This is a genomic window from Streptomyces sp. NPDC005017 (assembly GCF_042873115.1).
In the GTDB taxonomy this organism is placed as follows: Bacteria; Actinomycetota; Actinomycetes; order Streptomycetales; family Streptomycetaceae; genus Streptomyces.
This window is the reverse complement of record NZ_JBIALD010000009.1, coordinates 278,528-292,540: the sequence shown is the minus strand read 5'-3', so window position 1 is coordinate 292,540 and position 14,013 is coordinate 278,528. Positions and strand designations below refer to the sequence as shown.

Sequence of the window (14,013 nt, the reverse complement as noted above, 5' to 3'; positions counted from 1 at the left end):
GGGGGGGGGGGGGGGGGGGGGGGGGGGGGGGGGGGGGGGGGGGGGGGGGGGGGGGGGGGGGGGGGGGGGGGGGGGGGGGGGGGGGGGGGGGGGGGTGTCCGTCCTCGGTCCGCCGGACTGGCCTCCTACGGGGGTTCTGGTGTCTGACGGCGGCCGCTGCGGGCGGACACCCCCACCCCGCCCCCTCCCCGCCGTACGCGGCTTCCCGTCGCCCGCCGCGCCTAGCCGCGGGCATGCGTGCCGCCCCTCAGCCACCACCGGGCGGTGCCTCGCTGACGCCGAGCTGCGACACGCCCCCGCCCCTCAGCCCAGCGCGCCTCGCCCTCGCAGAGATACCGCTTCCGCGAGGACGAGGTACGGCTGGACCAGCGGTCAGAACTGAAGCGCCCAGGCGTCGATCCGCCCGGTGTCGAGATTCGCGTTGTCCGTCACGCGGAGCTTCCACGTCCCGTTGGCGACCTCGGAGGACGCGTTCACGGAGTACGTGGTGTTGATGTTGTCCGAACTGCCCCCCGTACCGAAGCCCTTCAGCGTGTACGCGCTCCCGTCGGGCGCGATCAGCTGGACCTGGAGGTCACCGATGTAGGTGTGGACGATGTTGACCTGCACCGCCAGAGCGGACGGCGCGTTGCCGCTGACACCGGAGACGGTGACGGGCGACTCGACGGTGGAGTTGTCGTTGATCGCGTAGTCACCGGTGTTCTCGAACCGCGGACCGGGCGGGGTGGTCGTGCCGCCGCCGACATAGAGAAGGCGGTTGGGCGAACCGGTGCCGGGACTGGTCACCACGTTGGGCGTGGCGGCGTTCACCAGGGCCGTGCTCACCTGCGCCGGGGTCGACGTCGGGTTGTCGGCGAGGTACAGCGCCGCCGCTCCCGCGACATGCGGCGTCGCCATCGACGTACCGGAGATGGTGTTGGTGGCGGTGTCGCTGGTGTTCCACGCCGAGGTGATCGACGAGCCCGGCGCGAACAGGTCCAGCACGGTGCCGTAGTTGGAGTAGCTGGCCTTGGCGTCCGTGCTGGTGGTCGCGCCCACCGTGATCGCCTCGGTGACGCGTGCGGGCGACCGGGTCGAGGCGTTGGTCGACTCGTTGCCCGCCGCCACGGCGAAGGTGACGCCGGAGGCGACGGCGTTGCGTACGGCGTTGTCGAGCGCGGTGTCGGCGCCGCCGCCCAGGGACATGTTGGCGACGGCCGGCTTGACCGCGTTCTGGGCGACCCAGTCGATGCCCGCGACCACCTGCGCGGTGGTGCCCGAGCCGGAGTTGTTCAGGACGCGTACGCCGACGACACGGGCCTTCTTGGCGACACCGTAGGCGTTGCCCGCGACCGTACCGGCGACATGGGTGCCGTGGCCGTGGCCGTCCTGGGCGACGTTGTCGTTGTCGATGGCGTCGTAGCCGTTGAACGCCCGGCCGCCGAAGTCGCCGTGGCTGATGCGGACACCGGTGTCGATGACGTACGCGGTGACGCCCTGCCCGGCGGAGTCCGGGTAGGTGTAGGAGTTGTTCAGCGGGAGGGCGCGCTGGTCGATCCGGTCCAGGCCCCAGGACGGCGGGCTGGGCTGCGTCCCGTCGATGTGGAAGGTGCGGTTCTGCACCACGGAGGCCACGGACGGGTCGGCGGCGAGCCGCTTGGCCTCGGCCGGACTCGCCTGGATCGCGAAGCCGTTGAGCGCCTTCTTGTACGTCCGCTCGATCGTGGCCCCGTACTTGGTCGCCACGGCGCGACCCGCGGCGGTGGTGGAGCGCGCCCGGTCGGCCTTCAGGGTCACGAGGTAGCTGTCGGCCACGGCGTTGGCCGCGCCCTCGTACTGGATGCGGCCTTCGGGAGCGGCTGTGGCCGCGCCCGCGGGCAGGGCGGAGACGAGACCCGCGGCGAGCGCGGCACTGACCGCCATGCCGATCGCGGCCGCTTTTCGCCTCGGGGTCCGTCTGGGGGTTCCGCCTGAAACACGCATCGCTGCCATCTGAGGGATCCTCCTCAATCGGTGGTGCGCTGCTGGTGGGGAGTGGTACGTCTCGCAGACACCGTGAGCGCGACAGGGACATGTCAATCTGCTGTGGCGCTCCTGTGCGTCAGCCGAAAGATTGCGGGGTCCGCAGGAATTTCACAAGAGCCCTGCACGGACGTAACAGGCTTGCCACGTCCTTGACATGACTTTCCGTCAGCTTTGCGACACCGGGGAGGGGCGCCCCTCCCCGCCGGTCAGGCCGCGCGTCCGATCTGCCGCAGGATCGTCTCGTCGGTGATCGTCCTGTCTGCGGCCAGCAGGAAGGCCTTGCTGAGGATCAGCGACAGGCGGTCGTCCTCGAAGGGCAGGAAGACCTTGCCCGTGGCGGTCCGGCCGCCGGGCACGATGCACAGGTACGAGTCGTCCGGCTCCATCAGGATGTTCGCCGAGCCCAGGTGGATGCGGTAGGTGCGCAGGTCCCCGCGGACGACCAGGAAACGGCCGTCGAGCGTGCAGCGGTCGGCGATCCTCAGCCGGGGCAGGATGCGCGACAGCGCGTCGCGGCGGGACTCGGCGCTGCCGGTCAGCTCCGCGAAACCGGCCCGCTCCCAGTACGCGCGCCGCGGTCCGCGGTCGGTCCAGTCGGGGTCGGCGGCTATGGAGGTGACCGCGACGAAGAGGTCCACGTCGCGCATGGCCTCGCTGAACACCAGGGGTGGGACCTCCGCCAGCGGTACCTCCTGCCAGCGGCGGCCGGCGCGGCGCTCGAACCGGACCTGGTCGGTCGCCGCGAGGTCCGGCGAATAGTGGCCGTCGCCGCCGGGCACGGGCTCGTGGTGGAAGCACGCCCGCCACCGGCCGTCGCCGAACTCCCCGCGCGCCCGGCCGTCGTAGCCGCCGTCGTAGGAGCCGAGGTAGTTGGACTGCCAGCCGCGCTCCTTGAACAGGGCGTACAGCCGCTGGTAGTGCACCATGTGCGCCGCGTACCGGTTGGAGTAGACGCGGGTCCGTTCCTCGGCGGGCGTGAGCAGGTAGATCTCGCGGAAGGCCTGCTTGAACGGCTGGCGCAGACGGTCGGCGACCATCCGCTCCCGCCACCGGCCGATCTCCTCCACCGGGGCCCGGACCGGATGCCACAGCCGCACCCGCTCCGGCTCGCCCGGCGGTACGGCCCCCGGCGCGAGGGCGTGCCAGCCGCCGTCCGCGTCGCGGTACTCCAGGATCAGCCCGCGCACGAGCACCCCCGTGACCGGATGGTCCCGGTAGTGCGCGCACCACTCGTCGTACGGCCACTCGCGCCCGGCCGACATCAGCGCCTCCACCCGGGCGCGTTCGCCCGACAGCGTGGAGCGCACCGCCTTGGCCAGCGCTCTGACGCCGGCGAGCTCCTCCGGGTGGCCGTCCTTGAGCGCGGCCGGCGCCGTGCGGGAGGTGCGGCCGTCGGGGTGGGTGAAGGTGAGCCGTACGGTCGCGGCGTCCTCTATCGCCAGGCGTACGCGGTGTCCGCCCAGGTCGCGTTCGAGGGAGCCGTCGGCGGCCAGGCCGTGCCGGGGCACGCTGCGCTCGACCAGCTGCTCGGGGGTGACGCCCTGCCGTCCGGCGGCCGTGACCACCGCGGCGTCGAGCTGCTTGCGCAGGGCCCGGTGCCTGATCCGGGTGCCCAGCCGCCACAGTTCCTCCAGCGCGGCAGGGTCGCCGACCTCGGCGAGCGCGTTGATGGCGGCGCCCGCGAGCTTGAGGTCCGCCGCCACGCCTGAGCCGGGGCCGCCGACGCGCAGCGCGAGCGCGCCGAGCAGGCGGACGGTGGCGGGGGTCTCGGTGAGCGCGGCCGCCCACACGGCTCCGCGCGCCAGATCGGTGTCCTTGTCGTGGGCCAGGTAGTGGTAGTGGTACTCGTCGCCGATCCAGGCGGTTCCCGCGCCGGCCGCCCGGCTGCACAGCGCGTCGCCCTCGGCCAGCGCCTCCAGCATCCCGGCCACGACCTCGCGCGCGGCCGCCGCGTCGACGGCCTCCAGGCAGGTGCGCCGCCAGCGCTGGGTGGGCCGGGGGCCGGAGAGCGCGGCCAGATGCCGCACGAGCCGGGCCAGTTCCGCGTTCGGCGCGGTCTCGGCCCGCTCCCGCAGGGGCGCGGCCCAGGAGGCCTGCGCGGGGATCAGCCCCACGGGCACGACGGCCTCGCCGGCCGCTCCGAGCAGGGCGGTCAGGCGCCTGGTGAGCGACCGGCGTTCCCGCGCGCCGACCTGGCCCCGGGCCAGCTGCGCCTGCGCATGCCGCAGCCAGGGAGCGACCGTCTCGCGGCCGTCCTCGTCCAGCCGCTCGACGGCTCTGAGCGCGGCCGACAGCCCTCGGGCGAACCAGTGGTCCATGTCGTACTCGCAGGCGCGCAGCACCAGCACCGCGGCCTCCTCGCCGCTCCAGCCGTCCAGCCGCCTCATCAGACCGTCGATCTCGGCGTCGTGGTCCCAGAGTCCGTCGGCGTCGTGGCTCGCCGCGAGCATCAGGCAGACGGCCGCGGCCCGGCCGTCCTCGTCCACGGCGCCCGTGAGCCACCGGCCGATCTCGCCCTTGACCCGCGCGAGCGCCGCCTCGTGCTCGGCCCGCCCGTGCCAGTCCACCAGCAGCGCCCGGTACGCCGCCCGCTCCCGCGCCACCAGCTCGACCAGCACCCGCCCCCGCCGCAGCGCGGCCCCCCGGACCCCGTCCAGCCCGTCGTCCCGCCGGGAGTCGGTCACCAAGTCGTCGAAGAACATGGCGGGATGATGACAGGGGGGACTGACAACGGGTGCCGTCCGAGGGTTCGGGCAGAGGGACGGCCGGGCCGAGGGTTCGGGCAGAGGGACGGCCGGGCCCGGCGCGTCGGCGAGGTGGTGCCGTGACTCGTCCGGCACGCTGCGGGCGCCGCGGACGGCGAAGGCCGCCCTGCCTGCTCAGTCGCAGGCCGGACGGCCTTTCGTGGGAGGTGTCAGACGTTGAAGCGGAACTCCACGACATCCCCGTCCTGCATGACGTAGTCCTTGCCCTCCATGCGGGCCTTGCCCTTGGCGCGGGCCTCGGCTACCGAGCCGGTTTCGACCAGGTCGGCGAAGGAGATGACCTCGGCCTTGATGAAGCCCTTCTGGAAGTCGGTGTGGATGACACCGGCGGCCTCGGGGGCGGTGGCGCCCTTCTTGATGGTCCAGGCGCGGGACTCCTTGGGGCCGGCCGTGAGGTACGTCTGGAGGCCCAGGGTGTTGAAGCCGACGCGGGCGAGGGTGGCCAGGCCCGGCTCCTCGGCGCCCACCGACTCCAGGAGCTCCATGGCGTCCTCCTCGTCCAGCTCGGCGAGGTCGGCCTCCAGCTTGGCGTTCAGGAAGATCGCCTCGGCGGGGGCGACCAGGGCGCGCTGCTCGTCCTTGAAGGAGTCGTCGGTCAGCTCGTCCTCGTCGACGTTGAAGACGTAGAGGAACGGCTTCGTGGTGAGCAGGTGCAGGTCGTGGAGGAGCTCCGCGCGCTCGGTGCCCTGGAGGATGCCCTGGGAGAAGAGGGTGTCGCCCTTCTCCAGGATCTCCTGCGCCTCCTCGACGGCCTTGACCTTCGGGACCACGTCCTTCTTGATCCGCGACTCCTTCTGGAGGCGGGGCAGGACCTTCTCGATCGTCTGGAGGTCCGCGAGGATCAGCTCGGTGTTGATGGTCTCGATGTCGTCCTTCGGCGAGACCTTGCCGTCGACGTGGACGACGTTCTCGTCCTTGAACGCGCGGATGACCTGGCAGATCGCGTCGGACTCGCGGATGTTCGCCAGGAACTTGTTGCCCAGGCCCTCGCCCTCGGAGGCGCCGCGCACGATGCCCGCGATGTCGACGAAGTCGACCGTCGCGGGGAGGATGCGCTCCGAGCCGAAGATCTCCGCCAGCTTGGCCAGGCGGGCGTCGGGGACGCCGACCACGCCGACGTTCGGCTCGATCGTGGCGAACGGGTAGTTGGCCGCCAGCACGTCGTTCTTGGTCAGGGCGTTGAACAGGGTCGACTTGCCGACATTCGGCAGACCGACGATTCCGATCGTGAGCGACACGTTGCGTCTTCCCGTACGTGAGAGGGGCCAGGGGGCGCCTTCGGGGCCATACGGCCTTCGGGCCGGGGCCAGAGGAGAGCCTGGCCGATCCACCAGTTTACGGGGTGCCGGCCGGGCCCCCGGCGATCCGTCGAACGCTTGGCCAAGCTCGTTCCCCCGGCGTGTCTGAAGGGCCGTTCGACACATAAAACGACCTAAGTTGGTCCAGTGGAGCAATACAGGACTCGCCAAGACCGGTCCGGACCGCGCCGCGGCAAGCCCCCGCTGCCGCCCCAGGCCGGTTCCGGCGATCCGGGCGACCGCCAGGCCCGGCCCGGCGCCGGCCGGTCGGCCCCGCGCCAGGGGCGCCCGGCGGCCGCCGGTCCACGACCCGCCCAGGACGGCGCCCGTCCGCCCCGCCAGGCCCAGGGCGAGGGCCGCCTCCGCGAAGGCTCCCGCCCTTCCCGCGGCGGCTCACGCCCCGCCTCCGCCGGCCGCGACGGCTCCGCCGGGGACCCGCGCAACCGGCCCGCCCGCACCCGGCGGCCCACCGCCCGGGCCGCCGCGGGCCTGCGACGGCTGCCCAGCCCCCGTCTGACCGGGCTCGGCGGCGGGCTGTTCTGCTCCGCCGTGATGCTCGTGATCGCCTTGCTGGACGCGCTGCTGTTCGGCTCGTCCCTGACGGTCTACGGCGTGCTGTTCCTGCCGGTGTGCCTGCTGACGGCGGCCTGGGTACGGCGGGGGGACCTGGTGACCGGTCCGGTCGTCGTCCCGATCGCGTTCGCCGTCGGCCTGCTGCCGATCGCGGGCGGCGAGGGTGTCGGGGGGCGGCTGATGAACCTGTTCACCGCCCTCGCCACCGAGGCCGGATGGCTCTACGGCGGGACCCTCGTCGCCGGTCTCGTCGTGATCACCCGTCGGCTCCGCCTCGTCCACCGGCGCCGCGCCGCGGCGAGGCCCCGCCCGCCCGCGGGCGCGTAGCCCAGGGCGCCCCCCGGGCTACGCCTCGCCCGTCTCCACCGCTCTCATCGCCGCGCCGACGATGCCCGCGTTGTTCTGGAGCTGCGCCGGGACGATCTCCGCCTTGATCCCCTCGATCAGGTGGAGGAACTTCTCCGACTTGCGGCTGACGCCGCCGCCGATGATGAACAGCTCCGGGGAGAAGAGCATCTCGACATGGGCCAGGTACTTCGAGACACGGCGGGCCCAGTGCTCCCAGGTGAGGTCGCCGTCCTCCTTGGCCTTGCTGGAGGCGCGCTTCTCCGCGTCGTGGCCGCCCAGTTCGAGATGGCCCAGCTCGGAGTTGGGGACGAGGACGCCGTCGATGAACAGGGCGCTGCCGATGCCGGTGCCGAAGGTGAGGAGGAGGACCGTGCCCCTGCGGTCGCGGCCGGCGCCGAAGTGCATCTCGGCGACACCCGCCGCGTCCGCGTCGTTGACCACGGTGACCGGGAGGCCACCGAGGCGCTCTCCCAGCAGGGCGCGCGCGTCCGTGTCGATCCAGGCCTTGTCGACGTTGGCCGCGGTGCGGATCGTCGAGCCGTTCGTCACGACACCGGGGAACGTGACGCCGATCGGGCCCGTCCAGCCGTAGTGCTCGACGACCTCCTTCACGCCGTCGGCCACCGCGTCCGGGGTCGACGGCTGAGGAGTGAGCACCTTGTGGCGCTCCCGGGCGAGGTCACCCCTGCCCAGGTCCACAGGGGCACCCTTGATGCCGGAACCGCCGATGTCCACACCGAAGATCTGCATGGCTCCACGTTACGACGGACGACTGACGGTCACTCCCCGGCGGGGTCCGCGCCGCTGCCGCCCCGCTGGGCGACCAGGGCGGCGGCCTCCGCGCGCAGGTCCCGGCGCAGTTCCTTCGGCAGCGAGAAGGTGATGGACTCCTCGGCGGCCTTGACCAGCTCGACGTCCGCGTAACCGCGGCCCGCGAGCCACTCCAGGACCTCCTCGACGAGCACCTCCGGCACCGACGCGCCCGAGGTGACACCGACCGTGGAGACGCCCTCCAGCCAGGCCTCGTCGATCTCGTGGGCGAAGTCGACCAGGTAGGCGTCCCGGGAGCCGGCGAGCTTGGCGACCTCGACCAGGCGCTTGGAGTTGGAGGAGTTGCGCGAGCCCACCACGATGACCAGCTCGGCCTCGGCGCCCATCTGCTTCACGGCGAGCTGGCGGTTCTGGGTGGCGTAGCAGATGTCGTCGCTCGGCGGGGAGATCAGCTGCGGGAACTTGTCCTTCAGCGCGTCGACCGTCTCCATCGTCTCGTCGACCGAGAGCGTGGTCTGGGAGAGCCAGACGACCCGGGACGGGTCGCGGACCTCGACCTTGGCCACGTCGCCCGGACCGTCGACGAGCTGGATGTGGTCGGGGGCCTCGCCGGAGGTGCCGATGACCTCCTCGTGGCCCTCGTGCCCGATCAGCAGGATGTCGTAGTCCTCGTCGGCGAAGCGGACGGCTTCCTTGTGGACCTTGGTGACCAGCGGGCAGGTGGCGTCGATGGTGGCGAGGCTGCCGCGCTCGGCCTCCTCGTGGACGACGGGGGCGACGCCGTGCGCGGAGAACATCACGATGTTGCCCGGCGGCACCTCCTCCGTCTGCTCGACGAAGATCGCGCCCTTCTTCTCCAGGGTCTGCACGACGTACTTGTTGTGGACGATCTCGTGCCGGACGTACACCGGAGCCCCGTACTGCTCCAGGGCTTTCTCGACGGCGATCACGGCGCGGTCCACACCCGCGCAGTAGCCACGGGGGGCGGCGAGCAGGACACGGCGGCCAGACGAAGCAGTCATGCGTCCCATCGTAAGGCCGCCTCCGGACGGCCCGGATCAGCTGCCCCGTGCGCGGTGCCGCGGGACGGGCGGGGGACGTGCGGGCGACGGGCGGCGACCGGTCGGCGGGACGCCGGCCGCCCGCGGCCGGATTGTCGGTGAAGGCGCTCTTACGTCCGCGGCCGGATTGTCGGTGCAGGCCCCTCGGTCCGCGGCCGGATTGTCGGCGGCGGCCGTTACGCTCGCGGCATGGCTGTGAACACGAGTCCCGAGTCCGCGCTGCCCGTCGGTGAGGTCTCGCGGCTCATCGGGGGATGGGTCGACCGGCTCGGCGCCGTGTGGGTCGAGGGGCAGATCACACAGCTGTCCCGGCGGCCCGGCGCCGGGGTGGTGTTCATGACCCTGCGCGACCCGTCGTACGACATCTCGGTCAGCGTCACCTGCTACCGCCAGGTGTTCGACGCGGTCGCGGACGTGGTCGGCGAGGGCGCCCGGGTCGTCGTCCTGGCCAAGCCCGAGTGGTACGCCCCCAGGGGGCAGCTCTCCCTGCGGGCCGCCGAGATCCGGCCCGTGGGGGTCGGCGAGCTGCTCGCGCGGCTGGAGCAGCTGAAGAAGGCGCTCGCGGGCGAGGGACTGTTCGCGCCGGAGCGCAAGAAGCCGCTGCCGTTCCTGCCTCAGCTGATCGGCCTCGTCTGCGGGCGGGCCTCGGCCGCCGAGCGGGACGTGCTGGAGAACGCCCGGCGCCGCTGGCCCGCCGTGCGCTTCGAGGTGCGCAACGTCCCCGTGCAGGGCGTGCACGCGGTGCCGCAGGTCGTGCAGGCCGTCAAGGAGCTCGACGCGCTCGACGAGGTCGACGTGATCATCGTCGCGCGCGGCGGCGGCAGCGTGGAGGACCTGCTGCCGTTTTCCGACGAGCAGCTCGTGCGGGCGGTCGCGGAGTGCCGTACGCCGGTGGTGTCCGCGATCGGCCACGAGCCGGACAACCCGCTGCTGGACCACGTCGCCGACCTGCGGGCCTCCACGCCCACCGACGCGGCCAAGAAGGTCGTGCCGGACGTCGGCGAGGAGCTGGAGCGGGTGCGGCAGCTGCGCGACCGGGCGCGGCGCTGTGTGGAGGCGTACCTCGCGCGCGAGGAGCGCGGGCTCGCCCACGCGCTGGCCCGGCCCTCGATAGAGGACCCGCACCGCATGGTCGACGAGCGGGCCGCGCAGGTGTCGTCGCTGGCGGAACGCTCCCGGCGCTGCCTCGGGCATCTGCTGGACCGCGCCGACTCGGAGCTGACGCACACCCACGCGCGCGTGGTGGCGCTCTCCCCCGCCGCGACGCTCAAGCGCGGGTACGCCGTGCTCCAGCGGGCCGACGGTCACGCGGTCCGCGCCGCGGGCGAGGTCACGGCCGGTGAGGCGCTGCGCGCGCGGGTGGCCGAGGGCGGGTTCTCCGTGCGGGTCGAGGAACCCGTGCGTGTCGAGGGAAGCGAAGAGGTCTGACGGGTGCGCGAGGTCCCGGAGGACGTGGCGATGATGTCTAGGGTGGGCGGATGACCGGCAAGGTGGATGAGGCGCTCGGGTACGAGCAGGCGCGCGACGAGCTGATCGAGGTCGTACGCCGGCTGGAGGCGGGCGGTACGACGCTGGAGGAGTCCCTGGCGCTGTGGGAGCGCGGCGAGGAGCTCGCGAAGGTGTGCCGACGCTGGCTGGAGGGCGCGCGGGCGCGGCTGGACGCGGCGCTGGCGGGGGAGGACGCGGCGGACGGGGACGCGGCGGGGGACGAGGAGTAGGGCGCCCTCGCGTCGGCCGCCTCCCGGGGGCTCTCGCGCCGGGTGCCCCTCCCCGAGGGGGCGCGGACGCGTACGCGGGTCCGAAGAGTGTGGGGTGGGCGCCCTCGCGTCGGCCGCCTCCGGGGCGCTCTCACGCCGGGTGCCCGTCCCTGAGGGGTGCGCGTACGCGTAACGCGGGTCCTTAGGGTGTGCGGGCGCGTGAGAAAGGCCCCCGGCGTGGTGCCGGGGGCCTGTGCCACGTCTTCCGTGGGGTCGTGCTCAGGCCAGCTTCAGGGCCTGGGCCATCTCCTTCAGGCGGTCGAAGGAGGCCGTACCGGTCACCAGCGTCGTGGCGCCGTCCTCGCCCCGCAGGACCAGCGCGTCGTAGCGGCCGCCGGTGTAGCGGGTCCAGGTGCGGCCGTCGATCTGCTCGGTGGTCGCCGTCTCCTTGGCGCTCTGGCTGGCCTCCTCGATGAACACGACCGGCCGCGCGGTGGACTGCTCGACCGCCACGTACTCGCCGTCGGGGTCCTGGAAGCCCAGGTGCCAGGCGTCGGACTCGGTGCCCTGGAAGCGCACGGAGGTGGCCTTCCAGGCGTTCGGCAGGCCCTCGGGAGCCGCCACGCCGTACGGGGCCGCGCGGCGGGCCGTCAGCAGTTCCACCCGGTAGTCGACGCGCTTGATGTCGGGTTCGCCGTCGTCGTTCGGGATGAACATGTAGACGAACAACGCCGCGAGGACGATGAGGCCCAGGGAGAGGATCATGTCCCGGGCCGACTTCTGCTTGCCGTAGGTGCCTGCCACGCCCCCTATGGTCGCAGGTGGCCCCGGCGCTCATCCGTGGGGCCCCCTGCTCAGTTTGTCGTCCTGGCGATAGAGTCGTCGTCCAGAACCCTCATCCGGCCGTCGTCGTATCAGAAAGGTGCGCTCCGATGACCGAGCATCATCAATTGCCGTCCGAGCTGGACGTTCCCTCCGAAGCCCCCGATCGCAACCTCGCCCTGGAGCTGGTCCGGGTGACCGAGGCCGCCGCGATGGCCGCCGGCCGCTGGGTGGGACGCGGCGACAAGAACGGCGCCGACGGTGCCGCGGTGCGCGCCATGCGCACCCTCGTCTCGACCGTGTCGATGAACGGCGTGGTCGTCATCGGCGAGGGCGAGAAGGACGAGGCGCCGATGCTCTTCAACGGCGAGCGCGTCGGTGACGGCACGGGCCCCGAGGTCGACATCGCCGTCGACCCGATCGACGGGACCACGCTGACCGCCAAGGGCATGCCCAACGCGATCGCCGTCCTCGCCGCCACCGAGCGCGGGGCGATGTTCGACCCGTCCGCCGTGTTCTACATGGACAAGCTGGTCACCGGCCCCGAGGCCGCCGACTTCGTCGACATCAACGCGCCCGTGTCGGTGAACATCCGCCGGGTCGCGAAGGCGAAGCGGTCCGCGCCGGAGGACGTGACCGTCGTCATCCTCGACCGGCCCCGCCACGAGGGGATCATCAACGAGATCCGGGAGACCGGTGCGCGGATCAAGCTGATCTCCGACGGTGACGTGGCCGGCTCCATCCTCGCGCTGCGCGAGGGCACGGGCGTGGACATGCTGCTCGGCATCGGCGGCACGCCGGAGGGCATCATCTCCGCCTGTGCGGTGAAGTGTCTGGGCGGCACGATCCAGGGGAAGCTGTGGCCCAAGGACGACGAGGAGCGGCAGCGGGCGATCGACGCCGGGCACGATCTCGACCGGGTGCTGACCACGGAGGATCTGGTGACCGGGGAGAACGTGTTCTTCGTGGCCACGGGGATCACCGACGGTGAGTTGCTGCGGGGTGTGCGGTACCGGTCGGAGACGGCCACGACCGACTCGATCGTGATGCGGTCGAAGTCCGGGACGGTTCGGCGGATCGACTCCGAGCATCGGCTCAGCAAGCTGCGTGCCTATAGCGCGATCGACTTCGATCGGGCGAAGTGACCGCGGTGGGGCTGTGACGCGGTGAGGCCGTAGCGCTTGCCCGTTGTGGGCGGGTGCGGGTCGTGGGGGTAGTTCGCGCGGCTCCCCGCGCCCCTGGAGCGCCGGTCCCTTGTTCGCGCAGTTCCCCGCGCCCCTTGCAGGGCGGTGGCCCCGCCCGTGGCGTTGCTGGAGCTGAGTGGAGTGGGTCGCGCGGTTCCCGCGTCCCCTCGGAGGCGGTGGTGGGAGGGGCGTCCCCTGTGCGGAGGGGGCGCCCCTTCTTGCGCGGGTGGGTCAGCCGGCCTGGGCTATGCGGGCGGCTGCCCTGGTGGCCTTCTTGAGCTCCATGTCGCGGCGGCGGCGCCGGGCGAGGACGACGCGGCGCTCGGCGGCCGTGAGGCCTCCCCAGACGCCGTAGGGCTCGGGCTGGAGCAGGGCGTGCTCGCGGCACTCGACCATGACGGGGCAGCGGGCGCACACGCGCTTGGCGGCCTCCTCGCGCGACAGCCGGGCGGCGGTGGGCTCCTTGGAGGGGGCGAAGAACAGGCCGGCCTCGTCGCGCCGGCACACCGCCTCGGTGTGCCAGGGTGCGTCTTGGTCCCTGTCCCGCGCTGGCATCCGCTGGTCCGGAACGGCAGCTACCTGTCGGGACGAATGCGGCGTTTGCAGCACGGTCTACTCCTGACGACGGCTTCGCGAGCGAGAGACGATGCAGCAAGGTCTACCCGCTGTACGCGTGCCTATGCGGGCAGTTGGCAACCGCCGGAGCCGACTGGTCCACCCCCGTCAATGACCGAGATGTCTGCGCAAACTCTTTTCGGCCTTGTGCTGGACGCGATCGATGATGTCCGCGACGGTCTTCCCCCGGCGAGGGCGCGCCTCCACGTTGCCGAGCACCGCCCAGCCGTCCACGAACACCACCGGCGCCTCGGGGTCGGTCGCGTCCAGCGGGGCCACCTCGAAGTTGCCGAGGACACCGCCGCCGGTGCCGCGCAGCGAGACGTTCTCCGGGACACGGACCTCGACGTTGCCGAAGACCGACCACGCCTTGATGACCACCTGCTGGTACTCGAACAGGGCCTCGCTCAGGTCGATCTCGACACTGCCGAAGATCGCGTACGCGTGGATACGGCGGCCCGCGCGCCAGCGGCCCTTGCGCACGGCGCTCGCGAACACCGCGACCACGTTCTCGTCCGGGTCGATCGGGATCGCGCCGGCCGTCGGGCGGTGGGGCGCGGTGTACGGGGCGGACGGGCGCGGGGCGTGGGCCGCGGGCAGATCGCGTATGAGGACCTCCAGCTCGCCGACCGTACGGGCGGCCAGGGCGCCCTCGACGCGCTCGGCGTGCTCGTCGGCGGTCAGCCGGCCCTCGGCCAGGGCCTCGCGCAGGATGTCGGCGATCCGGTCACGGTCCGCGTCGGAGGCGCGCAGCTCGGCCGCGGGTGCGGCGGCGGGGGCGGTCTGCTTCTGAAGGTCCACGACAACAGCGTACCGAAACACGATAGATCGCGACACCCCCGACTGAGCCTTACCTCACAGGTTCACCGTCAGCG

Annotated in this window: 12 protein-coding genes; 4 read left to right on the top strand and 8 right to left on the bottom strand. The window is 72.5% G+C overall.

All coding sequences use genetic code 11. The features are described from left to right. Positions 1-372: 372 nt before the first annotated feature. From ACFYR0_RS16865 to ychF, 3 genes are all read right to left on the bottom strand, one after another. Entirely contained in the window at positions 373-1,971 is a 1,599-nt protein-coding gene (locus ACFYR0_RS16865) for a S8 family serine peptidase (RefSeq protein ID WP_389327728.1), read from the bottom strand. Positions 1,972-2,210: 239 nt separating this feature from the next. Beyond that, positions 2,211-4,706, bottom strand: a complete 2,496-nt coding sequence (locus tag ACFYR0_RS16860; RefSeq protein ID WP_389327725.1) for a DUF4132 domain-containing protein — start codon at positions 4,704-4,706, stop codon at positions 2,211-2,213. 212 nt (positions 4,707-4,918) lie between these two features. After that, positions 4,919-6,007, bottom strand: coding sequence for a redox-regulated ATPase YchF (gene ychF, locus ACFYR0_RS16855; RefSeq protein ID WP_389327722.1), 1,089 nt, complete (start codon positions 6,005-6,007; stop codon positions 4,919-4,921). A 207-nt stretch (positions 6,008-6,214) separates the two neighbouring features. On the opposite strand from ychF, the gene ACFYR0_RS16850 reads away from it, so the two are divergent. Then, the gene (locus ACFYR0_RS16850; protein WP_389327719.1) at positions 6,215-6,967 is read left to right on the top strand and encodes a DUF6542 domain-containing protein; all 753 of its coding nucleotides are present in this window, start codon (positions 6,215-6,217) and stop codon (positions 6,965-6,967) included. An 18-nt stretch (positions 6,968-6,985) separates the two neighbouring features. On the opposite strand, the gene ppgK is transcribed toward ACFYR0_RS16850, so the two are convergent. Both ppgK and ACFYR0_RS16840 read right to left on the bottom strand, forming a co-directional pair. Beyond that, positions 6,986-7,738, bottom strand: a complete 753-nt coding sequence (gene ppgK / locus ACFYR0_RS16845) for a polyphosphate--glucose phosphotransferase (RefSeq protein WP_389327716.1) — start codon at positions 7,736-7,738, stop codon at positions 6,986-6,988. Between the two features lie 29 nt (positions 7,739-7,767). Beyond that, a complete protein-coding gene (locus ACFYR0_RS16840) occupies positions 7,768-8,790 on the bottom strand; it encodes a 4-hydroxy-3-methylbut-2-enyl diphosphate reductase (RefSeq protein ID WP_386378983.1) in 1,023 nt (340 codons plus the stop codon). Between the two features lie 219 nt (positions 8,791-9,009). Here ACFYR0_RS16840 and xseA point away from each other — a divergent pair, with 219 nt between their 5' ends. Continuing rightward, complete coding sequence (gene xseA / locus ACFYR0_RS16835; protein WP_389327712.1) at positions 9,010-10,248, top strand: exodeoxyribonuclease VII large subunit; 1,239 nt, start codon at positions 9,010-9,012, stop codon at positions 10,246-10,248. 50 nt (positions 10,249-10,298) lie between these two features. Further along, a complete protein-coding gene (locus ACFYR0_RS16830; protein ID WP_389327709.1) occupies positions 10,299-10,538 on the top strand; it encodes an exodeoxyribonuclease VII small subunit in 240 nt (79 codons plus the stop codon). A 258-nt stretch (positions 10,539-10,796) separates the two neighbouring features. Here the strand turns inward: ACFYR0_RS16830 and ACFYR0_RS16825 are convergent, their stop codons facing one another. Continuing rightward, on the bottom strand, positions 10,797-11,321 hold the full coding sequence (locus ACFYR0_RS16825) for a DUF4245 domain-containing protein (RefSeq protein ID WP_389327706.1): 525 nt from the start codon (positions 11,319-11,321) through the stop codon (positions 10,797-10,799). A gap of 128 nt (positions 11,322-11,449) precedes the next feature. Here ACFYR0_RS16825 and glpX point away from each other — a divergent pair, with 128 nt between their 5' ends. Then, entirely contained in the window at positions 11,450-12,484 is a 1,035-nt protein-coding gene (gene glpX, locus ACFYR0_RS16820) for a class II fructose-bisphosphatase (protein ID WP_386383044.1), read from the top strand. Between the two features lie 270 nt (positions 12,485-12,754). Here glpX and ACFYR0_RS16815 read toward each other — a convergent pair whose 3' ends face one another. Next, a complete protein-coding gene (locus ACFYR0_RS16815) occupies positions 12,755-13,132 on the bottom strand; it encodes a WhiB family transcriptional regulator (protein WP_386383041.1) in 378 nt (125 codons plus the stop codon). Between the two features lie 114 nt (positions 13,133-13,246). Continuing rightward, positions 13,247-13,939, bottom strand: a complete 693-nt coding sequence (locus ACFYR0_RS16810; protein ID WP_389327703.1) for a DUF1707 domain-containing protein — start codon at positions 13,937-13,939, stop codon at positions 13,247-13,249. Between the last annotated feature and the right edge of the window lie 74 nt (positions 13,940-14,013).

Bases quoted from the DNA above. Each gene is read 5' to 3' on its own strand.
- ACFYR0_RS16865 (WP_389327728.1), bottom strand. From the start codon at position 1,971: ATGGCAGCGATGCGTGTTTCAGGCGGAACCCCCAGACGGACCCCGAGG.
- ACFYR0_RS16860 (WP_389327725.1), bottom strand. From the start codon at position 4,706: ATGTTCTTCGACGACTTGGTGACCGACTCCCGGCGGGACGACGGGCTG.
- ppgK (WP_389327716.1), bottom strand. From the start codon at position 7,738: ATGCAGATCTTCGGTGTGGACATCGGCGGTTCCGGCATCAAGGGTGCC.
- ACFYR0_RS16840 (WP_386378983.1), bottom strand. From the start codon at position 8,790: ATGGGACGCATGACTGCTTCGTCTGGCCGCCGTGTCCTGCTCGCCGCC.
- xseA (WP_389327712.1), top strand. From the start codon at position 9,010: ATGGCTGTGAACACGAGTCCCGAGTCCGCGCTGCCCGTCGGTGAGGTC.
- ACFYR0_RS16830 (WP_389327709.1), top strand. From the start codon at position 10,299: ATGACCGGCAAGGTGGATGAGGCGCTCGGGTACGAGCAGGCGCGCGAC.
- glpX (WP_386383044.1), top strand. From the start codon at position 11,450: ATGACCGAGCATCATCAATTGCCGTCCGAGCTGGACGTTCCCTCCGAA.